Annotated in this window: 18 protein-coding genes; 8 read left to right on the forward strand and 10 right to left on the reverse strand. The window is 45.7% G+C overall.

Annotated features, from left to right (window positions below):
• Positions 1-46: 46 nt before the first annotated feature.
• On the reverse strand, positions 47-820 hold the full coding sequence (locus CSH92_RS08835) for an NRDE family protein (RefSeq protein WP_100657235.1): 774 nt from the start codon (positions 818-820) through the stop codon (positions 47-49).
• A 77-nt stretch (positions 821-897) separates the two neighbouring features.
• Here CSH92_RS08835 and CSH92_RS08840 point away from each other — a divergent pair, with 77 nt between their 5' ends.
• Both CSH92_RS08840 and CSH92_RS08845 read left to right on the forward strand, forming a co-directional pair.
• On the forward strand, positions 898-1,518 hold the full coding sequence (locus CSH92_RS08840; protein ID WP_240612765.1) for a 1-acyl-sn-glycerol-3-phosphate acyltransferase: 621 nt from the start codon (positions 898-900) through the stop codon (positions 1,516-1,518).
• A gap of 6 nt (positions 1,519-1,524) precedes the next feature.
• Entirely contained in the window at positions 1,525-2,763 is a 1,239-nt protein-coding gene (locus CSH92_RS08845; RefSeq protein ID WP_100657236.1) for a cystathionine gamma-synthase family protein, read from the forward strand.
• Positions 2,764-2,822: 59 nt separating this feature from the next.
• On the opposite strand, the gene CSH92_RS08850 is transcribed toward CSH92_RS08845, so the two are convergent.
• Positions 2,823-5,021: a fasciclin domain-containing protein gene (locus CSH92_RS08850; protein WP_100657237.1), complete on the reverse strand. Its 2,199-nt coding sequence runs from the start codon at positions 5,019-5,021 to the stop codon at positions 2,823-2,825.
• 211 nt (positions 5,022-5,232) lie between these two features.
• Between CSH92_RS08850 and CSH92_RS08855 the strand changes: the two genes are divergently transcribed.
• Positions 5,233-5,829, forward strand: coding sequence for an FMN-dependent NADH-azoreductase (locus CSH92_RS08855; protein WP_100657238.1), 597 nt, complete (start codon positions 5,233-5,235; stop codon positions 5,827-5,829).
• 108 nt (positions 5,830-5,937) lie between these two features.
• Here CSH92_RS08855 and CSH92_RS08860 read toward each other — a convergent pair whose 3' ends face one another.
• Entirely contained in the window at positions 5,938-6,489 is a 552-nt protein-coding gene (locus CSH92_RS08860; RefSeq protein ID WP_100657239.1) for a glutathione peroxidase, read from the reverse strand.
• A gap of 182 nt (positions 6,490-6,671) precedes the next feature.
• Here CSH92_RS08860 and CSH92_RS08865 point away from each other — a divergent pair, with 182 nt between their 5' ends.
• Complete coding sequence (locus tag CSH92_RS08865) at positions 6,672-9,161, forward strand: S9 family peptidase (RefSeq protein WP_100657240.1); 2,490 nt, start codon at positions 6,672-6,674, stop codon at positions 9,159-9,161.
• A gap of 5 nt (positions 9,162-9,166) precedes the next feature.
• Here CSH92_RS08865 and rrtA read toward each other — a convergent pair whose 3' ends face one another.
• Complete coding sequence (gene rrtA / locus CSH92_RS08870) at positions 9,167-9,760, reverse strand: rhombosortase (RefSeq protein WP_100657241.1); 594 nt, start codon at positions 9,758-9,760, stop codon at positions 9,167-9,169.
• Between the two features lie 116 nt (positions 9,761-9,876).
• Between rrtA and CSH92_RS08875 the strand changes: the two genes are divergently transcribed.
• Both CSH92_RS08875 and ggt read left to right on the forward strand, forming a co-directional pair.
• Positions 9,877-10,638, forward strand: coding sequence for an enoyl-CoA hydratase (locus tag CSH92_RS08875; protein ID WP_100657242.1), 762 nt, complete (start codon positions 9,877-9,879; stop codon positions 10,636-10,638).
• Positions 10,639-12,399, forward strand: coding sequence for a gamma-glutamyltransferase (gene ggt / locus CSH92_RS08880; RefSeq protein WP_100657243.1), 1,761 nt, complete (start codon positions 10,639-10,641; stop codon positions 12,397-12,399). It begins immediately after the preceding gene.
• Between the two features lie 4 nt (positions 12,400-12,403).
• On the opposite strand, the gene CSH92_RS08885 is transcribed toward ggt, so the two are convergent.
• From CSH92_RS08885 to purM, 5 genes are all read right to left on the reverse strand, one after another.
• Complete coding sequence (locus CSH92_RS08885) at positions 12,404-13,753, reverse strand: M24 family metallopeptidase (RefSeq protein ID WP_100657244.1); 1,350 nt, start codon at positions 13,751-13,753, stop codon at positions 12,404-12,406.
• 392 nt (positions 13,754-14,145) lie between these two features.
• The gene (gene fadE, locus CSH92_RS08890; protein WP_100657245.1) at positions 14,146-16,623 is read right to left on the reverse strand and encodes an acyl-CoA dehydrogenase FadE; all 2,478 of its coding nucleotides are present in this window, start codon (positions 16,621-16,623) and stop codon (positions 14,146-14,148) included.
• A 171-nt stretch (positions 16,624-16,794) separates the two neighbouring features.
• Positions 16,795-17,529, reverse strand: a complete 735-nt coding sequence (locus CSH92_RS08895; protein WP_100657246.1) for a DUF3108 domain-containing protein — start codon at positions 17,527-17,529, stop codon at positions 16,795-16,797.
• Positions 17,489-18,142 carry a phosphoribosylglycinamide formyltransferase gene (gene purN / locus CSH92_RS08900; RefSeq protein WP_100657247.1) on the reverse strand — a complete coding sequence of 218 codons (654 nt, stop codon included), beginning with the start codon at positions 18,140-18,142 and terminating at the stop codon, positions 17,489-17,491. Before purN ends, CSH92_RS08895 begins: the two co-directional genes overlap by 41 nt.
• Entirely contained in the window at positions 18,142-19,179 is a 1,038-nt protein-coding gene (gene purM, locus CSH92_RS08905) for a phosphoribosylformylglycinamidine cyclo-ligase (protein ID WP_100657248.1), read from the reverse strand. Before purM ends, purN begins: the two co-directional genes overlap by 1 nt.
• A gap of 125 nt (positions 19,180-19,304) precedes the next feature.
• Here purM and CSH92_RS08910 point away from each other — a divergent pair, with 125 nt between their 5' ends.
• Positions 19,305-20,711, forward strand: a complete 1,407-nt coding sequence (locus CSH92_RS08910) for a DUF2066 domain-containing protein (protein ID WP_100657249.1) — start codon at positions 19,305-19,307, stop codon at positions 20,709-20,711.
• A complete protein-coding gene (hda, locus tag CSH92_RS08915) occupies positions 20,696-21,436 on the forward strand; it encodes a DnaA regulatory inactivator Hda (RefSeq protein WP_100657250.1) in 741 nt (246 codons plus the stop codon). The genes CSH92_RS08910 and hda overlap by 16 nt, the downstream gene beginning before the upstream one ends.
• On the opposite strand, the gene CSH92_RS08920 is transcribed toward hda, so the two are convergent.
• Positions 21,433-23,400, reverse strand: coding sequence for a PKD domain-containing protein (locus CSH92_RS08920; protein ID WP_100657251.1), 1,968 nt, complete (start codon positions 23,398-23,400; stop codon positions 21,433-21,435). The genes hda and CSH92_RS08920 overlap by 4 nt on opposite strands.
• Positions 23,401-23,404: the final 4 nt, after the last annotated feature.

The raw sequence follows: 23,404 nt of genomic DNA on the forward strand, positions 1-23,404 counted from the left end.
AGTCAGCAGGGCAGTTAGATAGCATCGCCGTTAACTGACGTGCTAATTAGGCTAGACGAAAGGTAAAGCTTTGTTGGTCCACAACAGTACCAGTTGCAGAGAAGCTTCTCTCTAACCACTTAACAGTACCTGCTCGGCTTACAAACAGCAGGGTACTAGCGCGAGTGCCATAATCATCCCCAGTAATAAATATTGAAGATAAGCGTTTTTCCCAGATATGTGGAACTCCAGTCTGTGGCAGTTGAGCATCGTCGGCTAGGGTGCTATCGGCAAGAATCGCAAATAGCGCATCGGTATTGATGTCAGCATGCGTCTCACAATAGGATTGAAGCGCATGTTTGCCGCGTTGAATCTTAGGCCAAGGAACATCCAAACTCGCGTTTGATAGACCGTAATAACCTTCAGTAAGTCTATGTTCTTCACACAAATAATTGTTATAGGTGCGCAAGTCAAGTGAGGGTAAATCAGCAAGCAGCAAATTGTAGCCATTATACTTATGGTTATCGGGCTTTATATCTTCTAAGTAGTTATCTATGCTTGTATTACAGGTCAAGAAATTCGCGACCAATTCACCCCTCGTGCGAGCTTCAGGATTATTTCTATGCGGATCACGGATATTGGTTAAAGCGGCAAATTTACCGTGCCGCGTAACCCCCATCCAGGTTCCTCCGCCTTGTAAATCAATGCCTGCGAGAAGATCCGGATTATTGGGCCAATATTGACTGTGTTGGGTAGGGCGCTGGTGAAATTCGTCGCGATTGGCCGCAATGATAAGCGGATACTTCGCGTGCTGATTTACAGCGATGAATAAAATGCACATAACGAGGGGCCTAAGCGAAAGCTGATCCTTTAAATGGATGATGCTATTATATTTTTACGCATTTTTCTGCAGTATTCATGATGCCAGATAAACAAAATTCGATCATATGTCCTGAGTTAGTTGGAGCTCCGCCTTGTGGCGGTAACAAGTTTACTGGTTGGCTCGGACGGGTTTTGATGAGGCTGACGGGTTGGTCATTCCAAGGACAACTCCCGCATTATCGAAAAATGGTGATTGGTGTGGCCCCACACACATCCAATTGGGATTTTTTCTTAGGCGTGGCGGTGTTGTTTGCGCTGCGTATTCGGATCCGCTTCTTAGGGAAACACACGATATTTGTGCCAGTGGTTAAGCAACTGTTGCAATCAATCGGCGGGATCCCTGTCGATCGCCGGTCTACTCATGGCGTAGTGGGGCAAGTGGTTGATGAGTTCGAGCGCAGACAAGAAATGATCCTAGCTGTAGCGCCAGAGGGTACTCGGTCACCCATCTTCCCGTGGAAAACCGGCTTTCTGGCGATTGCTGAATCAGCTAGAGTTCCCGTGGTATTGATTGGGTTTGATTTTAAACTAAAAAAAATCATTTTTGGGCCAATATTGCCACCCGATATAAGCTTTGCAGATAAAATGCACATGGTTTATGAATTTTTTGCTACAGTGCACGCTAAGTACCCACACAACGTACGTTTCCCGGAGTAGTAAGTTTTGTCTAATAACGGTTTTACCACTCGATTAGTCCACGCCGATCGAACTTTGAATTCCCCAGAATCGGGTGGTGTGCATAGTTCTACGTCACAGTCAGTTTTGTTTGAATACGCAGATGCCCAAGATCTCGTAGATGTGTTTCAGGGGAAAAAGGCCGGGCATGTTTATTCTCGTTCATCATCAGGTTCAGTTAACGCGTTACAAACTATCTTAAGTGACATTGAGGGCGGTGTCGGAGCATTGTGTTTTGCTACAGGCATGGCCGCAATTGCGAGTTCTTTAATGGCATTGTTGCGTGCCGGTGACCACATCATTGTTAGTCGCTATTTATTCGGCAACACACGCAGTTTTATGCAAACCTTAGAAGCATTTAACGTAACCGTTAGTTACGTCGACGTAACCGATATCCGTAACGTTATTGAAGCTTATCAACCAAACACGCGGATGGTGTTCTGTGAAACCATTGCTAATCCAGTAACGCAGGTCAGTGATTGCGTTGCAATTGGTCAATTCTGCGCGGAAAACCAATTGATCTTTATGGTCGATAACACCATGACCCCGGCTTATCTTTTTGATGCAAAGTCAGTAAAAGCGAGCCTAGTTGTTAGTTCACTAACCAAATACATTGGCGGCCATGGTAACGTGCTAGGTGGCGTTGTTGTTGATATGGGCGAATTCAATTGGCAGAACTTTGAAAATATCCATCCCAACTATCGTGGCGATGATGTTCGTCAGTGGGGTTTGACGCAAATAAAGAAACGTGGTTTGCGCGACATTGGCGCAACATTAGCTCCTGAATCAGCCAGTCGTTTAGCGCTTGGACTTGAGACGCTGGCATTGCGAATGGACAAAGCCTGTGACAACGCACTACAACTTGCGACCTGGCTGAATTCTAATAAGGCCGTGGCACAGGTGTATTACCCCGGTTTAGCAGAGCATCCTCAACACAGTATGGCGCGAGCACAATTTACTACCTTCGGAGCGATCCTAAGTATTGAGTTGCAGTCACATATCGACCCCGTCGCGTTTCTTAATGCGCTTAAGCTTGTATTATCCGCTACCCATTTGGGTGACACTAGGACATTGGCATTACCGGTCGCATCCACCATTTTCTTTGAAAATGGGGCTAAAGCAAGGCAAGAAATGGGGATTAGCGACAGTTTGATCAGATTCTCAATCGGGATCGAAGACATCCATGATCTTATTGCCGATTTCAAGCAAGCATTTGCACAATTTTAATTAACATAAAAAATGCCCCTCCTTAAATGAGGGGCATTTAGTTTCGTCCTAAATATTTCTTACTGCAACGTTTCGGTGATCACGCTATCGATAATGTGGATCACACCGTTGGTCGTGTAAACATTCGTGGTTGTTACGTTTGCTCCTTGGATTTGCAAAGATACTGGAGCTTGTGACACAGCCCACCAAATGTCATTAACTCCATTTCCGTTGGTATCCCCAGCGCTCTCATCGCCAGCAAAGAAGTACAAGGGGCGGCCTTGATACGTGGCTTGCATGTCACCGTTATCACGCTCAATAACACTTAAGCCGGGTAAATCAGAAACACTGTCGTCTGTGACTAGCACTGGTGGCCAATTATCGGCACAGGCATCGTTACACACACTACCGCTGGTGCCTAAGTCGTTGTCAAATACATACAAGGTGAAGCCGGGCGCTATACTACCCACACCACCGACCAGACGCTGATTAACCGCATCGTAAGAAACCTCGGTAGTGGAGTCGTTCGCACCTTGAGTAAAGTTCACTATAGCCACGCTCACATCATCGTTCGCGAGCGTGTCAACGCTACTCCCGTTGGCTGCATAGGCTTGTACTGCACTTATTTCTGTACCACCAACGACGTGTTGAAGTAACACCGTCGTTAGGGCATCAGTATCTGCTAGCAAGGCACTAAGTGCATCACTGTCGATTTTGGCAAAGGCCGCATCGGTGGGGGCAAAAACAGTAAATGTGGCGGAGTTGTCATTTAAAGTGTCGACCAGGTCAGCTGCCTGAACTGCAGCCAGTAGTGTAGAGAAATCGGCACTACCAGCAACAACTTCAGCGATCGTTTGCGTAGGCTCATCCTTCACGCTGGGTGGAACAATGACTTGATCGAGTACGTGGATAACACCATTTGAAGCCAGAATATCGGTGCTAGAAACCGCTGATTGATTCACGTACAACGTCGAGCCGGATAGAGACAATGCTGCTTGCCGTTCATTTGCCATAGTAACTAGGTTGTCGTTAGATTGCGCAATTCCTACTGCAGCGTCTTCAAGCACAGCAGCGCCTGATACCACGTGATACAGCAATATATCGCTGAGGGTATCTGGGTCGTTTAATAGCGCTGTAATCGTATCATCGCCGAGAAGCGCAAACGCTGCATCCGTGGGCGCAAATACGGTAAACTCAGTGTTTTCGCCGCTTAATACAGCATCTAAACCGGTGGCTTGCAACGCCGCAACTAGCGTATTAAAGCTGCCGGCAGCGGTCGCAATATCGACAATATTTTGCGGTGGTGCAGGTACTTCAACGTCACCCACAACTACAGTATCAATCACATGAATGATACCGTTGGTGGTGTAGATATCGGTTGTAGTAATGGTCGCTCCACCAAAAGTCAGATTTCGGGTATCGAGGTTTAAACCAATCTCAATCGCTGTACCTGATACGGTTTCTGCCGCGCTCCCAGCAAGACTGTAGGCGGTGGTTGAAGTGACTTGGCCAGCAACCACATGTTGCAACAGAATATCACTGAGAACATCAGGGTTTGCCAATAGTGTTGCTATTGTATCTTCACCGAGCATGGCAAATGCTGCGTCAGTAGGGGCAAAAACCGTAAACTGCTGAGTCTCATCTGCGAGAACAGCATCCAATTCCGCGGCTTGCAGTGCAGCAACTAAGGTTTCGAAGCTACCAGCGGACACTGCGGTTTCTACAATGTTTGCGGTTGGTTCACCCCGTGGTGCAGGTGGTAGAAGCACTGCATCAATAACATGAATAATTCCGTTATCAGTCATAATATCGGTCGCGATCACTTGTGCCTGATTCACAAATAGATCCCCCATTGGGCTCGACAACCCAACACTCGCGCCGTTGACTGTTTCAACGGTAGTGCCAACAGCGTTCGCGGCTGCTGTAGCATCGACTTCACCACTTAGCACATGGTAAGTGAGAATATCAGTAAGTTGCTCGGTGTCTGCTAACAAAGCATTGATTGTATCGTCTCCGAGTAGCGCGAAAGCGTCGTCCGTTGGCGCAAAAACAGTAAAGCTAGCGCTCGCATCTGACAAAGTCGCGTCAAGTCCAGTAGCCTCTAATGCAGCAACTAGCGTAGTGAAGTTGCCGTCAGCCACGGCGACGTCGACAATGGTCGTCGGCGCAGGTTCAGGTTGAGGTGGTGCTGGCGGTGGTGGTAGATCATCAGAGTCAGAACCGCATCCTATTAGTCCTACAAGCGCGAAAGCGCTCAACGTCTTGGCTAAGCCTCGCATAATGTTTCCTCTTAGTGATAAATGTCGAGGTGCTTACGAGCACGGTACAGTACCGAGATCATGAAAATTACAAAGATGACAAAAGTTTAATGTTGACTTAGCTCACGCACTTTTATTTCTAATAATTCGTACAAATGCGACAATTTAATGCAATTTATTTTCTACTTTGTTGGTTCTATGATGTTTTGTAATAAATCAGAGAGGAACAATTATGAAACGTATATTAGTGATCCAATCCAGTTTACATGCTGAAAGGGGGAATTCGTCAAAGCTCGCGCAAGTATATATTCAGGCGGCAAGCGTAAATCCAGACACACAAGTGACTATTCGTGATCTATCCCAGCAAGCTTTACCCCATTTGAGTGAGGTTGAGATGGGCGCTTGGATGACGCCTGAAAGCGAACGCACAGCTGAGCAACAGCGCTTAGCGCAGTTATCTGATGATATTGTTAGTGATGTTAAGAACGCTGATGAAATTGTCTTGGCAGTTCCTATGTATAACTTTGGAATACCGAGTAGTTTGAAGGCTTGGTTTGATCGTCTTGCTCGTGCTGGGATCACATTTAAATACACTGAAAACGGCCCAGTTGGATTGCTAGAGAACAAACGGGTAACCGTCCTCGCTGCGCGAGGTGGCAAGTACCAAGGAACACCAATGGATACTCAAACCGATTATTTAAAACATTTTTGGCAGTTCGTTGGCGTCACAGACATCCAATTTGTTTATGCAGAAGGGCTTGCAATGGGAGAAGAAGCCGCAGCAAAAAGTTTTTCTGCTGCGCAAGAAAATATTTTGGAACTTATTTAACGTTAGACCGGTCTATGACTATGTAGCGCAAATTTGATTTAAATTTCCTACTGTGTGTTCCAAGTTGAGTGTGCTTGTTTACCCCGCGGTTTCGCGGGGTTTTTTTATTTATAACGTTAATGCGGTCTCAATGGCTGTAATCAGGTCTTTATCGTCAGGTTTAGTAAAAGAAGAATAACTCTCTACCACGTCGCCATTTTTATTAACCAAATATTTATAGAAATTCCACTTTGGCGATGTCCCTGATTTTTCAGTTAGCATTCGATACATCGGATCAGCTTCATCACCGCGCACTGAAACCGCTTCGAACATAGGGAACTCAACCCCATAGGTTAGCTCGCAGAGCTCAGCAGTTTTACCTTCATCTTCGTCTTCTTGATTAAAATCGTGCGAAGGGAAACCTAATACAGTGAATCCTTTATCCTTGTATGTGTCATACAGTTTTTCTAGTCCTTCAAACTGAGGAGTAAAACCGCAGTAACTCGCAGTATTGACAATCAACAAGGTTTGCCCTTGGTATTCACTGCACAAGTTGACCGTTTCTTGTGAGTTTAGTTTACGCTTAACGAACTTAAGAAGGTCAGGGCATTCTTCTGCGGAATAGCTCGGGAATGACACAGCACTTAGTGAAATAAAAGTTAGCAAAAGCCAAGTTTTCATTATCTTTCCTATTTGATGAGATTATGAGAGTAAAACGCGAAAAGAATAAAATGGATCAACTCAATTTCCAATTAGAAAAGATTAAATTCGATGAATGACCTCTGATTAGACGGTGAGCGTGTTTGACTGCCAATCCGCTTTTGATGCTATAGTTTGCAGCGATAAAAATAAGGGCAACTACTATGCTAACAACTCCAAAACCTATAGTAATAGCGCTTTTTTGCGCTAGCTTGAGTGCGTGTGTCGCTACCGAGTCAGGCACCAAGAATGAGTCTTTAGATACTGCTAAATCTGCTGTGGCTCAAATAATTTCGCCGCCAGCCAATGAAGTACACACAACGAACTCTCCAGATGCTATTACCCTCGAGCGCATCATGGCAGACCCAGATTGGCTGGGGCGCCAACCTTCGTCTCCTGGCTGGAGTTTAGATGGCCAAAAAATCACCTACAAGCGCAAGCGCCAGGGGTCGAAGTTAGAAGATTACTTTATTACTGAACTATCCGCTGCCAACAATGGCGAACAAGTAGCCCTACAAGACCTGCACGTCATTGATCGAGACATGCAAGTAGAGTCCAGAGATGGGACTCTTTCAGCGTGGGTGTTTGAAAGCAATATTTATCTTTATTCACACGCTACAGGCGAGGTTAAACAAGTTACTCGAGACAGTGATTCGCCACGTGATTTATTGTTTTTAACTGATGGACGCGTCGCATTCCGCATTGACAATCGTTATATTGCCATCGACCTTAATACTGGTATGCGCGATGAAATTATCAGCTGGCAGTATGCAGATAAACCCGAAGCGGTCAAAGAAGCAAAGGATTTTATTGCGCGAGAGCAAATAACCTTGATTGACTATATCGCGAATAAACGCGCGGATCGTCAAGCCAGTGCAGATTTTACTGAACAGGTCATTCAGCAAAATCAAACGACAACCATGCCTACCGTTTATCTGCCGAAGGGGCACACCAATGTTCAGGTCGCATTATCGCCCAATGCGCAGCACATCATTATTGCTAGTCGCGAAAACAAACCCACGCGACAAGATAGCGATATTATGCCGCATTACATTCAAGAAGATGGACGTATTGCTGCTGAGCGAGTAAGACGTCGGGTAGCCGATGCAACTCCAGAAAGCCATTCCTTGTGGCTAGTGAATATCGCAACCCAACAGGTCAAAGAACTAAGCAAGAAAAACCTCCCGGGTTACAACGATGACGTTCTTGCAGAAGTAAAGCGTGAAAATGCCAAGGCCCGCGGTGAAGACTATCAAGTCAATCGCCTACCTCGGGATATCGGTTTACTCCAAAGCTGGTACGGACATCCAGCCATTGTTTGGCAGCGAGAGGGTGAACAAGTCGCTATTATGCTTGAGGCTTGGGATAACAAAGATCGTTGGATAGTCTCAGTTGATTTTGATAAGCAGCAGCTAGTCACGCAACATCGATTATCAGATGAAGCCTGGATCAACTACGCATTTAACCAATTTGGTTGGTTAAACCAAAGTGAGACTTTGTATTACTTATCGGAAGAGAGTGGTTTCTCACATCTTTATGTAAAACCGGTGAATGGCTCTGCAAAAGCCTTAACCCAAGGCCGTTTTGTCGTTGATAGTGTTACTTTTACAGGTGATGACCAATTTGCTTATTTTACCGCAAATGTGAAGCATCCGGGTATTTATGAGGTCTATCGTGTCGACGTTAAGTCAGCCCAATTGACCGCAATGACTGATTTGAATGGCATGACGGATTATGTCTTAAGCCCAGACGAAAAAACATTACTCCTGACGCATAGCAAACTCACGTTGCCGCCAGAGCTTTATACTACGGATGTGAATGAAGGTGTTGTGCAGCGTATCACCGATACCGTAAGTGAAGAGTTTTTAGCACTTCCGTGGGTAGCACCGAGTATTGTGCCGGTCAGTTCTAGCAACACTAACGCTCCGATATATTCACGCGTTTACATGCCTGTGAGCGATTCGGCTGAAAAGAGAAGAGCGGTAATTTTCAATCATGGTGCTGGCTATTTGCAAAACTCGCACATGGGGTGGTCCGGCTACTTTAGGGAATTTATGTTCCACAGTATGCTTGCCCAGCAGGGATATGTGGTGATGGATATGGATTATCGTGCATCCAAAGGATATGGCCGAGACTGGCGCACCGCAATTTACCGCCAAATGGGCACGCCAGAGATAGAAGACCTTGCTGATGGTGTTGATTGGTTAGTCGCAAATGCGAATGTTGATCGTGAGCGGATCGGCACTTATGGCGGTTCTTATGGTGGTTTTATGACGTTTATGGCGTTATTTACCCGACCAGAATTATTCCAAGCTGGCGCTGCGTTGCGCCCCGTTAGTGATTGGGCACACTATAACCATCCATACACAGCCAATATCCTTAATACGCCAGATGTTGATCCTATTGCTTACCGTCGCAGTTCTCCGATCTATTTTGCTGAAGGCTTACAAAAGCCATTATTGATCAATGCGCCGATGGTCGATGACAACGTGTTTTTTGTGGATGTTGTGCGCTTGGTTCAACGTTTGATTGAATTAGAAAAAGAAGATTTTGAAACAGCGATTTATCCGGTCGAACCACACGGTTTTGTGCAACCGAGTTCGTGGCTAGATGAGTATCGTCGGATCTATAAACTATTTGAAGAAAACTTATAAATAAACTAGCCCTCTACGGAGGGCTTTTTTAATGCGCCTAACGTACCCCAGGTAATACCGGCTATTGCGCCAAACGCATGAGCATTAATCGCAACAGAGGCTTCAATTAACGCTGCGATATCACTGGTGTCGCCCCCTAGCTGCTCAACGCCTACTTTAATTCCCAAGCCGAGTAAGAGTAGCCAACCCGTTTTGTCCCCCCGTCGGATATCAAGGCAAGCTCCCCAGGCAAAAATTCCGTGCAGTACGCCTGACATGCCTACGTAGAGTAAGTTTGGTTCAAAGATGTATAAACATAAACTGGTGATTACTGAAATTGCTGCCCAGGCAAATGCGAAGCGCAATGGTGTGTAATAGTCGCCGTGAAGAGCCCATAAAAGTGATAGTCCGGCAAGATTTAAAAGTAAGTGCCAAAGATTCGTATGCATGAGGTGGGCGGTAAATAAACGATACAACTCGCCTGAATTAATTTGAGCCGACGAAAAAGCCATCGCATGCGATGCCGTTGGATCAAAAAACCAAGCTAAGATTGACACACCCGCGAGAAAAGCCGGTACAATCCAAAAACGCGGTGATGTGGCAAATACAAACCTATTCATAAACGTGAGTCGATAATCTAAAATCGTTGGGTATCATACCGTTTTATTTAATAAAGTCATTTGCTTAGGTACGGTAAGTAAATACTCAAGATAACTACCCTGAAGAGGTCGTAACTATGTCAGATATTCATGTGGCACGTCAAAATCAGTTGCTCACTATCACAATCAACCGTCCAGAAAAGAAAAACTCTCTTACGCGTGAAATGTATCAGACCATGGGAGACGCCATTGCTGGCGCCGCTGAGTCAGACTGCAAAGTTATCTTACTGCAAGGGGAAGGAGAGTGTTTCACTGCAGGTAATAATATTGCTGATTTTGCCTCTGTTGATGAAGCTGAACACGTAAATGAAACTGCTCATTTTATGAACGCATTGATGCGTTGTGAATTGCCTGTGGTGGCAAAAGTAAAAGGCCTTGCTGTTGGGATAGGCACCACGATGTTACTGCATTGTGATTTTGTTTATTGCGATGAAAGCGCGCGATTTATCATGCCGTTTATTGATTTGGGTTTAGTTCCAGAATACGCATCGAGTTATCTTTTACCGCGTTTAGCCGGCCACCGTAAAGCCGCTGAGTGGTTAATGTTAGGGAAACCATTTAATGGCGAAGAGGCGGAAAAGTTTGGTATTGTTACTGCTCAATTTGCAACAGCAGCTCTGGATGATATGGTGAATAACGTTATAGCTGCATTAATGGCGAAACCTAAGGTTGCGTTAGCGACCACGAAAAAACTGATGAAAACTAATCATCAAGCGGTTGAAGAGCACATGAATGAAGAGCTTGATTATTTTATCGAAGCTATGCGTTCTGAGCCTGCGCAGGAAGCCTTTGCTGCGTTTCTCAATAAAAGGCCCATTAATCCGGAAAAGTTTAAATAGATGATCAAACGTGTATATCTGATAGGTATTTTTAGCGCTCTTTGGTTTGCGAGTAGCTGTGCTGTAGCGCAAACCTCGAGCATTCAAGGACGTGAAGATCGAGAGCCAGAAGCCGCCACAGGCTACGCCAACAAAAAGGCGTTCACAGCCAATAAATACATGGTGGTGGCAGCGAATCCCTATGCCAGTTGGACTGGACGCAATATTTTAGAGCGTGGTGGCAGCGCCATTGACGCCGCTGTTGCTATTCAGGCGATGCTGACGTTAGTTGAACCGCAATCATCCGGCATTGGTGGTGGTACTTTTATTCTGTACTGGGACAATCAGAACAAACGACTACATACATTCGACGGGCGCGAAACTGCGCCGGCAGAAGCGAATGCCTATTTATTTACGGAAAAAGGTAAACCAATGAAGTGGCGTGATGCTGTCGTTGGTGGTCGCTCAGTCGGTGTTCCAGGTGCATTGCGAGCGTTAGAGCTCGCTCATACTGAATTTGGACAACTGGATTGGTCAGTGTTGTTTGATGACACAATTGTTACAGCTCAACAAGGCTTTATTGTTTCAGAACGCTTGCATCGCCTTTTGTCGTTAGATATACACCCTGGACTAAAGCAATTTCCGGCATCTAACAGTTATTTTTTTCCGGCAGGCAAGCCGTTAGCAGAAGGTAGCAAGCGGAAGAACATTAAACTCGCGAACACCCTGCGCAAGGTAGCCGCGAATGGTGCTGAGGTGTTCTACCAAGGGGATATCCCAGCACGAATAGTGGATTCGGTGCAAAACAGCAGTATTAATCCCGGTGTCCTCGAAGTCAGTGATTTTGAGAACTATCAGGCCGTTAAACGTGCGCCAGTGTGCGGTAGTTATCGTAAACACCAGATATGCGGAATGGCTCCCCCGAGCTCGGGCGGCATAAACGTAGTGCAAATTCTAAAAATGCTAGAAGGCTTTGAAATTAACAAGATGACGCCAAATTCTGTTGAATTTGCGCATGTATTCACGCAGGCGACTGCGATGGCATACGCGGATCGAGACATGTATGTTGCCGACTCTGACTTTACCAATTTACCGTTTGCAGCATTAATCAACGATACCTATTTAAGTCGTCGTGCTGAGGGGATAAGACCTACAGATAAAATGCGTCGTTTTAGGGCAGGTAAGCCTTATTCAGAAGCCCAGCTAAGCGCTGATTATTCGATGGAATTGCCCAATACCAGCCACATAGCGATTGTTGATAAACAAGGCAATACCGTATCAATGACATCGAGTATCGAGTTTATGTTTGGCTCGGGCTTGATGGTCGAGGGATTCTTGCTGAATAATCAATTAACCGATTTTTCTTTGGTACCTACGCGGAATCGCTTTCCTGTACTTAATCGCGTTGAACCAAACAAACGACCACGCAGTGCGATGTCGCCGACAATTATTTTTGATGAAGCTGGCGAAGTAAAGTTAATTATCGGTTCGCCCGGTGGTTCGCGAATTATTAGTTATGTTGCGCAAACAATCATTGGCGTTTTGGACTGGGATTTAAATGTTCAAGAAGCAATTAATTTACCTAAAATCACCAACCGCAATGATTATACTGCTCTTGAGAAAGGTACACCGGTTGTAGGCCTGCAGGCAAAGCTAGAAGAGCTTGGGCACTCCGTGAGGATTATTGATTTGAACAGTGGCCTACATGGCATTCAGATCGAAGAGGGCACCTTAATTGGTGGTGCCGATCCCCGTCGAGAAGGCGTTGCCGTAGGCCGTTAGTGGTTTAATCAATCACGTGCCATTTTGTTTGACGGCCGGCTAAGTAAATCACTTTGTTGCCGTCAAACACAGCGCTTTGCTCAAGCTTAATTTGTACCCATTGATCATTCCACTCAGGTACTTGAGCTTTTACATTTCCTTCAATTGCATAGGCGGTGTTCGCATACAGTGGCCAATCCCCCTGGATTGGAATGGGCCCTTGATTATCCCACATTCCAATTGTTGGACCTGGAGCATGACCGACAAAACCTAACGGGTGTGTATAGGTACTGGTAACTAGTCCTGCTGCTTCACTTTTGTGAATGGTATTGGCTAGGATCTGGTTTCCTGATAGTCCGGTTTTGAATTCGCCGGTTAGGATGTCTTGCCATTGGTTTCCTTTAGCTAAAGCCGCTTTTAAGCCGCTGGGTACATTAGTTTCACCTAAGCGCAGAACGTACCCCATTTCTTGTGTGTCGGTACATAAATTCAAGTAACAAATACCAACATCGGTATGCAAGACATCGCCGGGCATAATGACCCGTTTATCTTTACCCATAAAAACATCATCTTTACTGGTTTCATCGCCACGACGTTGAATATTCACATAGGGCTGGAACCACGGGCGTAATTGCAAATCTTCAAAGCGTTGACGGATATACCAAGCGACATCATCAGTTGAGGTAACCCCAGGCGTGATCACATGGTTCGAAAATGCTTCAGCTATTACCCCGCGCGCGAGTGTCACGATCTGTGGATAAACGGCGAGTTCCTTCGCGCTCCGGGTTTCAAACCAGCGAACGACTAACTCTTCAGCGCTCACGAGTCGCGCGAGATATTTCTCGTCAAGTACTGCTTGTAGGCGTTGATAAAGACCGCTCGATAAGCCGTCGGCTACAGCCCAATCACGGCTTTTATTAATACCAATACGTTGAGGGTCGCGCTCGGCAATGATACTCGCCAGTTTTTGCCATTGTTGCTCTACCGTGCCACCTTCCCAAACGGTAGGATAGATATCTCCGATCGGGTAGCGACTAACACTGAATCGTTCAACGCTGCCATCATCACGCTTTGCAAAAACCAATAAGGTTGTTCTACGGGCGGCAAAAGTGGGCTGGGGCACAAGTGTGGTAAATAGTCGATCTTCACCATATTCTCGATTGATCACCAGCCACATGTCGAGACCAGACGCCTGCATTAACTCAGGTAATAGGTTATCGAGTCGCTCGATCAATATATCGTTTATGGGTTGTGTGCGCTGTTGAAAAGTTAATACATCCGGTAATGCTTGGATTTCGCGCCCTTGTTCGAAATGATTGTCTGCAAAAGCATTTACTACAAGGCCGTAAGTAAGTAATAAGATCGGTAATCGCATTGTTATGGTTCTCTTAAGTTCTGCGTCGTAAAACTGATATTGACTGCTCGTAAAGGATTAATAGCGCTCTATCAATCGGATTCAATGTTGTGTAATCAAAATACCAAATGAATTTCAAGCACTAAAACGTCAACATAATAAATTATTGTATTTATTACAAAAATATAAGTCTTAGGGTTCACTTTAACACTCAGTCTAATGCTGACTACAAGTTAGAGTAAATAACAAAGATGCAACTGGCCTAGGTCTCTTGATAAAGCCACTAAGCGCTGGTGCGTGCTACTTATCTTTGTAGAAGGTTGAAACAGAGAGATTAGGATTTCGCGGTGATCGGCAAGCAATAAAAAACCGGCATAAAACGCCGGTTTTTTTTGACTTGCGAGGTTGCTTATTTAAGCCGCTTTTGCCGACTTGGCTTTGGTGCTCGCTTTACGCGCTGGCTTTTTAGCGCTTGATGCAGCCACGAGTTCTTCTGGATCAAAGTCGTCGACGTTAATTGTGCGTAACCGACCCGCTTCAGTACGCTTCAACAAATCTGCTTCTTCTGGCGAAATAATACCGTCTTTCAGTGCTTTTTCAGCAAGCGTATCTAGCCCGGTCATCGGCAGTTTCTGCTTCATCGCTTTACAAATCCTCTCGAAAACAGGCTCTGCTGCGAGGATATCGTCAAGTGTTTGTTCCAGATCTCCTAATAAATTGCCATCCTCACGAGTGATGTATTGACCGTGCGCAATACGATCGCGTGCTGGGCAAGGCGTTTGCAAAATTTGCGCAATTTTATGTTCCAGAACATCAGAAGGGCGCTTAACGCGGCGTCCTATGGGTAATACCAATACCCGCATGAACGCGCCAACAGCCGTAGCTGGGAAGTTCTTAATGAACTCGTCTATAGCAGACTCCGTGTTATGCAATAGATCCTGCATAGCCCAGTGAACAAATGGCAAATCTTCTTGGTTACGGCCTTGTTCATCAAATCGTTTGAGTACCGCACTGCCCAAATAAATATTGCTCAGAATATCGCCAAGGCGCGCTGATAAACGTTCACGACGTTTAAGATCTCCACCCAATACCCCCATTGAAATATCGGTCAAAAGGGCTAAGTTTGCTGCATACCCCTGCATCAACTGATAATACCGGCTGGTATCGTCTTTAAATGGCGTGCGGCTAAGACGGCCACCCGTTAACGTGAACCAAAGGCTTCTAAAAGTATTACCGATAGCAAAACCAATATGTCCGAATACTGCCTTATCAAACTGATCTAAGCTCTGCTTTTTGTCAGCAACCTGGGAGGCGCGAATCTCTGCAAGTACAAACGGATGACAGCGCATCGCGCCCTGGCCGAAGATCATCATGTTCCGAGTAAGGATGTTTGCACCTTCAACCGTAATCGATATCGGTGCACCTTGATAACCACGACCGATGTAGTTATTTGGGCCTAAACAAATTCCTTTGCCGCCGTGGATATCCATTGAATCATTGATCACTGTCCGCATACGCTCAGTAAGGTGATACTTACAGATCGCAGAGATGACCGAAGGCTTTTCACCTATATCAAGCGCTGCTGTTGTCATACTGGTAACGGCGTCCATCATGTAGGCATTACCACCGATACGACCCAACATCTCCTCAATACCTTCCATATGACCAATTGGTAATCTAAATTGACGACGGATCCGCGCATAAGCACCCGTTGACGCAGCAATCGACTTAGCACCACCAGCGGCTGAGGAGGGGAGTGTAATACAGCGCCCGACAGACAAGCATTCCATCAACATACGCCAGCCTTTTCCGGCCATTTTTTCGCCACCGATGATGTAATCCAAAGGCACGAAAATGTTTTCACCACGCACCGGCCCGTTTTGGAACGGAACGTTGAGAGGGAAGTGACGACGACCCACGTCGAGTCCTTTGGTGTCACGAGGGATCAGAGCACAGGTGATCCCCATATCTTCTTTATCACCCAACAAGCCTTCAGGGTCCTTTAGTTTGAACGCCAGGCCAATCACCGTTGCTACAGGGGCTAAGGTAATGTAGCGCTTATTGAAGGTGAGGCGCATGCCGAGAATTTCTTTACCTTCCCATTCACCTTTACAAACAACGCCATAATCTGGGATTGCACCTGCATCGGAACCTGCTTCTGGACTGGTTAAAGCAAAACACGGGATTTCATCACCCACCGCGAGGCGAGGCAAGTAGTGGTCTTGTTGCTCTTTGGTGCCATAGTGCTGTAAGAGTTCTCCAGGCCCCAGAGAATTGGGTACACCAACGGTACTCGATAAAACAGCACTTACGCCCGCGAGTTTTTGTAAAACGCGAGATTGGGCATATGCAGAAAAGTCCAAGCCACCATATTCTTTCTTGATGATCATGGCAAAAAACTTGTTGTCTTTAAGGTACTGCCATATCTCTGGAGAAAGGTCTGCATCTTTGTGGTTAATCTGCCATTCGTCGACCATGTTACACACAACCTCACAAGGCCCATCTAGGAATGCTTGTTCCTCTGGTGTAAGGCGAGGTTGTGCATAGGAATGAAGTTTATTCCAGTCCGGCTTTCCAGTAAAAATGTCACCATCCCACCAAACGGTACCTGCGTCGATGGCTTCTTGCTCGGTATCGGACATTTCAGGCATTACTTTTTTGTAGAATGCGAGTAACTTTTTGCTGATATGTTGTTTGCGAATGTCACGGTTGACCAAAGGAATGGTTAGCGCCGCGAATACGATCCAGCCGAATAGGCCAATATCTCCGCTAAGCGTGCCAACAATCATCACAACGCCTAAGCCGATGACACAATTAAGTAAAGAAGTTTGCTTATAGGCCGCGACAGCGATTACTGCGATGCACAATAAGAACCAAACTAAATCAGACATGTTGCCTCCTGAAAAAGGGTGAACATTCACCGAAAAGTGGTCATAGGTCAGACCAGAATGTACGGTAACCTATAATTACCTAAACGAAAGATCAAGCTGATTGGATTTGTTCAGGTATTTTTTCCACTGATAGCTGTCTATAAGTATAGTGGAAAAACCTCAAACGCGAGCTTAATGTGGTGATTGAACCAGCGTTTTTAGCTGAATGTCGCCTTGTTCTTCACCATCTTTAAATTGTTGTAGACGCACCAGCGTGTAATCCAAAGCCGGCGAGAACCACGCGAAGGTTTCACGTGAGCTTGAGCCTCTGTCGATCTTAATCTTCACGCTATCTACCATGCCATAGGGAAGATCAAGTTGCTCCTTGCCAACGACCTTTATAATGTATTCGCGAGGTTGGCCACGATAATTCACAAATGCATAGCGCATTTCTTTTTTGTCCCTAGACAGTTGGCGAGGAATATCGATGCGAAACAGTTGATTGTCAAACTCACCTTGCCAATCTTTCAGCTTTTGACCATCGACCATAATGCTCTTTGAGGCTGCATCAAAATTAGCCGATAGGGCTTTATCTGGGCCTGTACCCGAACGGGTGTAATTGTAACTTTGCGGCGTTATTTGACCGTCACTGAAAGAGAAAATTGAATGCTCGTAGCGTTTGTCGGAAAGAAAGAATTTTGACACTTTCGAACTATAGGTCAGTGAATACTGGTCATAGCCTAGGTGCTCAAGTGCTAAAGTAGCAGTACCGACATCATCACCAAAGCGAAAAGCAATATATTCGGCTTTGAATGGGATAAGTTGCTGTGCTTGGTCTATGTCGCTTGCGTAGAGGCTTTTACTGGCTAGTACGCAGGCGATAAAACTAATCAGCAGCGAAGCCACTGTCGGGTAAAATTTGCTCATCTAAAACAGCCTTATCATTTATTTTTCTTAGCCGCCCTTCACAAAACCACTTGATTACCAGTGGATATATTTGGCGTTCTTGTGTTTGCACACGCTCAGCCAAAGACTCTACATCGTCGTCGGCGAATACTGGTACTTTAGCTTGTAGTATTACTGGACCGCCATCAAGCTCAGGTGTGACAAAATGAATACTACAACCATGTTCGTCGTCTTTTGCTTCGATCGCGCGCTGATGCGTGTGTAATCCTCGGTATTTCGGCAATAACGATGGGTGAACGTTCAATAAAATATCACCGAACCGATTAATGAAGGTTTCAGTGAGTATGCGCATATAACCGGCAAGGGCAATACAGGTGGGTTTATAGCTAGCTATAGTATTAGCTAGTCGCTCATCAAAGGATTCACGCGATTCACCGGGTTCGGCAGTCACAACCGATACCGGGATTTGCGCTTGCTTGGCACGTTCAATACCATACGCGTCAGGTTTATTTGACACTACACCAGCAATTGCTGCGTTAATCCGTTTATTGACTACTGCGTCGATAATGGCTTGTAAATTTGAGCCATTACCAGAAATGACGACCACAATACGGGCAAGATTTTGCTCTGCCATTATTCAATCACAACGCTCTTATCATCGGTTTTGGTAACAACCTCACCAATTAACCAAGCATCCTCACCTTGACCGCGTAGGATATCTATAGCTGCCTGTGCAGACGCTTTGGGTAGGGCGATGATTAAGCCGACACCACAATTAAATGTGCGATACATTTCTTTAGTCGTTACGTTACCAGCGTCTTGTAGCCATTTGAATATTGCCGGCCACTGCCAACTACTACCATCAATTTTTGCACAATAGTTGTCTGGCAGAACACGCGGTATGTTTTCCCAAAATCCACCGCCAGTAATATGGGAAATGGCGTGAACTTCAATACTTTCTAGTAGCGTTAATACTGACTTAACATAGATTTTTGTGGGCGCTAGCAGGTGCTCAGCCAAAGGTTTACCTTCGAGTGGTTGGGTAAGGTCGCTACCGTCCACTTCGATAATCTTGCGGATCAAAGAATAACCGTTGGAATGTGGACCACTCGAGCCCAACGCAATGAGTGCATCATCAGAACTGACTTTACTGCCATCGATAACATCATCAGCTTCTACCACGCCAACGCAAAAGCCCGCGACATCATAATCATCACCATGGTACATGCCTGGCATCTCAGCTGTTTCGCCGCCAATCAATGCACAACCAGCTTGTACGCAGCCTTCTCCGATCCCAGAAACTACATCTGCTGCCGTATCAACGTTGAGTTTTCCTGTCGCATAGTAATCGAGAAAGAAAAGAGGTTCGGCGCCCTGAACAATAAGGTCGTTGACACACATGGCCACCAAATCGATACCGATACTGTCATGTTTACCGAGATCCATAGCTAGACGCAGTTTAGTACCAACACCATCAGTTCCAGACACTAAAAGCGGATTCTTGTATTTCTGTGGAAGTGAGCATAGTGCGCCAAAACCGCCTAAACCGCCCTTGACTTCAGGGCGAGTCGTTCTTTTTGTGACTGATTTGATGCGTTCAACTAATTGGTTACCAGCGTCAATATCTACACCAGCATCTTTATAGCTGAGCGTGGGTTTGTCGTTACTCACGGCGTTTCCTTTAAACAAGAATCAAAAATTGTGCGAATTCTACCAGCTAGCGACAGGTTTACCAATGCGACAAATTAAAATTATTAACGGATGCAAATTGTCGACAAATCGATAACAATACGGCTATGGATATCCAGTTAGCAGTAATCATGCATCGAACCGTTAAATTCGCGATTGGCGCTTGGTTTTTTTTATCACTAACCGCGTTTGCACAAGTTCAGCAAAGTAGTGAATCCACTGTTATTGCGACTCATGTGGTTAAAATCAACGTGGCCGATCAGTCACAGCGCGAACAGCAGCGCGCCGTAAGTACTGCGTTTCGGCGAGCGCTTATTAAGATGTCGGGGAATCGTAATCAATTTGATCGTGCAATGTGGCAACGTTTGGATAAGCAAGCAACTGCTTTGTTAAAAGCATATCAGTACGAGATTGACAACGGCGACCTTAATCTAATCGCAACCTTTGACAAGTTAAAGATGCAAGCATTGTTGCGTGATAATCAACTGAAATTGTGGGAATCACGACGGCCGGACAGCATTATTTGGTTAACCGTCAATGAGCCCAGTGCAAGAGACAATTTCTTATTATCTGAAAGTCAGCCGAGTGAGTTGGGTCAGATCGTAAAAAAGATAGCGCAGCAACGAGGGGTGAATATAGTGTTGCCACTGTATGACCTTGAAGACGCACAGCTAGTTTCTTTGTATGATATTTGGGGGCGTTTTACCGGTCCAATTAAACAAGCAAACACTCGTTATGGACTTACGCATTCTATCGTTGCTCGTGTTCGTCGGTCACCTGATTATGACCCAGGTGCATTAAAGCAACGGATAGAAGAATTAAATCAATTGCGCGAGCAGTCAATAGAAGTTCAGCAAGCTTTGGGAGTAGAACAATCAGACCAGGTAGATAAATCTGCTGAGACTGAAAAAGTTCTAGACTCTAACTTAAATGCTCCTCGCACAATGACTGGATTACAAGAAGATAGCCTTGAGGCATTAGGTGTAACCGAGAATACAGATGAGTACCAAGAAGTTGAGGAAATTGTACCTGTAGAGCCGGCCGCCTTATTTAGCTTTGAAGAGTTTCAAGCACTATTGGCTGACTATCAGCAGTATCAATTAGATTACACTTATTTGATAGACAGCACTGTCCACAGTGGGACGCTGGGTGGTGACTCCCCAGAGCAAATGGTAGAAGAGCTTATACAGCGCTACGTAGACCGATTGTCCGAACGCTATGCCATTGAATCAATCGTTGATGAAGCAGGGTTGGTTAATGCTTCTTTAGCGGTCACTAACATTCAACGGTTAAGTGACTATCAACAAGTTTTTAGTTTGCTAAGTTCTTTGAGCGTGGTTGAGTCAGTGCAGCTGCAACGCTTACAAGGCAGCCAGGCTTATTTTGACGTACGTTTATTTGCTGATTTTGAACAGTTGATTGAAGCACTTGTGCTGGATGGTCGTTTATTGCCACGGTTAGATGCATTTGGAAATGTCATCAATACTGATGAATTGGCTTGGACACCAAATTAACCATGCAACTTACGTTACCTGTTCAGCTCCCTGTTGAGAAGCAGCTCAGCAATTTCGTTGCGGGTCCGAATGTTGCTTTGATCGAGCAAGCAGCGGCATTTATTGAAGGGTTAGTCCTACCAGAGCACCATTTTCAGCAACTTTTCCTACATGGTGGAACGGCGAGTGGAAAAAGTCATTTGTTGTATGCGCTATGTCATTTCGCGAATGAAAGGAATATCGAGCACTACTATTTAACTCTTAGCGATTGCACGCAATATCCACCGGCGTTGTTACAAGGATTTCGTGATATACCTTTATTGTGTATAGATGATGTCGATGGGATCAGTAGCGACCGTAACTGGCAAATTGCGATTTTTGATCTGATCAACCAACGGCGAGAGATCGATCATGGACTGCTTATATTCGCAAGTACCAAAAATATTTCGCAACCAGAATGCGACACTATGTCAATTCAGGTGCTACCTGATTTAGTGTCGCGCCTTCAGTGGGGGCAAGTCTATCAGTTACACGCTTTATCCGATGATGATAAACGCGAACTCTTGATCCGTCGCGCAGCACTAAAGGGAATGAAGTTTTCAGATAAGGCTATTTCGTACTTATTAAATCATTGCGAACGCAGCACGCAGATTTTAGTGGATACCATAGAACGCCTTGATCAACGCTCGTTGCGTGAGCAACGAGCATTAACCGTAGACTTGATCAAGCGTGAACTCGGCCTCTAATTGTTAGGAACAATGAATCCATGGTGGGGGGCGTGCACGTGTTCGCGTACATGGACACGTGGGTCGTACAAGCGCACCCTGGAATTATCACTCAGCGATTGTAAACCTTCGGCTAAAATAACATTGTCGAACCAGCTCTTAGATGGGTCGAGCAATTGTGGCGCAGGTAATTGGGCTTGAATTGCGGCAACGTCAAGATCGGGCAAGACATTTTCAACGGCAAAGCGTACCCGCAGTTGTAAACTGTTGTCGCTAATACGGTTCCGTTGCCCCCAAGTCACAATGAGTTCATCATTATTTACCGTATTGATAATACCCACGTCATTACTCGCACCCAATCGATAGAGCATCATAAAGCGTTCAAACAATGTGGCAAAATCTTCGCGCTCGTTGAGATAAGAATAGAAACTTGGTGAAACGTCTGGCGCAAAAAACTGCTCGATATCGGCGCCGTTATAATTTCGCTGCGTCGTGGTAGCGGCTTCACCAGCAAAACGCACTTGCGCAAGGGATTTCATTTCAGCCGAACCTAACGGGTAAGACACAGGAATGTTATCTGAGGTTGCGCCATTGTTCCTAAAATGTGCCAGCGGATTGTCATTCATTGACAGATTTGCCCATCGACTTGGCGGGAAGAAATCATTGGCATGGCCTAATTCATGGTACATTAGCCACGAAATCGATGCCTCTAAATCACTGAACGTGCGGTTAGAACGTTGCGCCTGCGGGTAGCGGCCGGCCGGATAATAGTCTCGGTCTTTGACATACCGCCACGGAATAACGAAGGCAAGATCTTGCCCGAAATCACTGCGAAAATCCGGTCGGTCATTCAGCGTATCCCGCTCTTGAGGGGTTAACCAAAAGTTATTCCCGTCGAGATAAATGGCCCCTGTAGCGGTCCAATAAAATGACGGTCTGACCTCATAGGAAATAACCACTGCGGTGGTCGCTCGTAATAGCTGCACCATATCTGGACCTGCAGCTGAGGTACGTAAGAATTGCTCAAATCTTTCGCCCATCCAACGGTGTGATACGTACGTACGGTCTAAGATATCTTCAATACTTGGGTTTTCATTGACCTGTCCAATTAAAGGTAGGGTTGAAAAGGCACAACTATTAGCGATTTGGTTATTGTAAACACAACTGTCAAGCGCCGCCGCATAAGGACTATCAGCGCGATACGCGAACATGTCGGCAGTAGTAATTAGGTTATTGGAGGGGAAAAAGCCAGACTCATTGATCGTATCATTGGTAATCGCAACTAACGCCGTGTCCGTGCCGGTTGTTTGGTCATCATAGGTAACCGTTGCTGAGTAGACAATGACCCGATCGGTTGTGACCGCAGGGGCATCAAAAAACACATAATTTAAATTGTCTGCGTCGATAACCACATTCTGTGCAGCGGGACCGGCAACTTGATCCCAGGTAACAGCAGTAATAGTTTTGCCATCAACACCGTCGACTCTAAGCGATACCCGACCGCGCTCAGTCGCTGCATGGTCGAGACGAATATTCGCCATAGTTCCGGCGTTGTTACCCACTTGTAAAGTAAAGTCCAGATTTCGAGTTTGACCACTACTGGTTATGGCTTGAACAGTAAAGGCATATTCACCGGCAGTTGCGAGGTCAAAGCCAATCGCTTGGGTATGAGAGGCCAAAAGGTCAATAGTTGTGGGGCCGTTAACCTGTTCCCATTCGACCGAGCGAATACTGGTATTATCATCGGTGGTAATTGCAAACCCAACTGACTCACCAACATTCGCCGTCAGATCGCCATATAGAGACAGACCATTAGCTTCGAGACTGGGCGTAGCAGGGGTATCATCTGGCACAGGTGTCGGCGGCGGTGGCGCAGGTGTGGTCGGCGAAGGCCCACCACCATCAGAACCTCCACCACAACCACTAAGCGTAATAATGGTTGCAAAAAGAAGTGCACTGATCCCAATATTTCTGATCTTATGCATATGC

Source organism: Neoalteromonas flava, assembly GCF_002807685.1.
Taxonomy (GTDB): domain Bacteria; phylum Pseudomonadota; class Gammaproteobacteria; order Enterobacterales; family Alteromonadaceae; genus Alteromonas_E; species Alteromonas_E flava.

Bases quoted from the DNA above. Each gene is read 5' to 3' on its own strand.
- CSH92_RS08835 (WP_100657235.1), bottom strand. From the start codon at position 820: ATGTGCATTTTATTCATCGCTGTAAATCAGCACGCGAAGTATCCGCTT.
- CSH92_RS08840 (WP_240612765.1), top strand. From the start codon at position 898: ATGATGCCAGATAAACAAAATTCGATCATATGTCCTGAGTTAGTTGGA.
- CSH92_RS08850 (WP_100657237.1), bottom strand. From the start codon at position 5,021: ATGCGAGGCTTAGCCAAGACGTTGAGCGCTTTCGCGCTTGTAGGACTA.
- CSH92_RS08855 (WP_100657238.1), top strand. From the start codon at position 5,233: ATGAAACGTATATTAGTGATCCAATCCAGTTTACATGCTGAAAGGGGG.
- CSH92_RS08860 (WP_100657239.1), bottom strand. From the start codon at position 6,489: ATGAAAACTTGGCTTTTGCTAACTTTTATTTCACTAAGTGCTGTGTCA.
- CSH92_RS08865 (WP_100657240.1), top strand. From the start codon at position 6,672: ATGCTAACAACTCCAAAACCTATAGTAATAGCGCTTTTTTGCGCTAGC.
- rrtA (WP_100657241.1), bottom strand. From the start codon at position 9,760: ATGAATAGGTTTGTATTTGCCACATCACCGCGTTTTTGGATTGTACCG.
- CSH92_RS08875 (WP_100657242.1), top strand. From the start codon at position 9,877: ATGTCAGATATTCATGTGGCACGTCAAAATCAGTTGCTCACTATCACA.
- ggt (WP_100657243.1), top strand. From the start codon at position 10,639: ATGATCAAACGTGTATATCTGATAGGTATTTTTAGCGCTCTTTGGTTT.
- CSH92_RS08885 (WP_100657244.1), bottom strand. From the start codon at position 13,753: ATGCGATTACCGATCTTATTACTTACTTACGGCCTTGTAGTAAATGCT.
- fadE (WP_100657245.1), bottom strand. From the start codon at position 16,623: ATGTCTGATTTAGTTTGGTTCTTATTGTGCATCGCAGTAATCGCTGTC.
- CSH92_RS08895 (WP_100657246.1), bottom strand. From the start codon at position 17,529: ATGAGCAAATTTTACCCGACAGTGGCTTCGCTGCTGATTAGTTTTATC.
- purN (WP_100657247.1), bottom strand. From the start codon at position 18,142: ATGGCAGAGCAAAATCTTGCCCGTATTGTGGTCGTCATTTCTGGTAAT.
- CSH92_RS08910 (WP_100657249.1), top strand. From the start codon at position 19,305: ATGGATATCCAGTTAGCAGTAATCATGCATCGAACCGTTAAATTCGCG.
- CSH92_RS08920 (WP_100657251.1), bottom strand. From the start codon at position 23,400: ATGCATAAGATCAGAAATATTGGGATCAGTGCACTTCTTTTTGCAACC.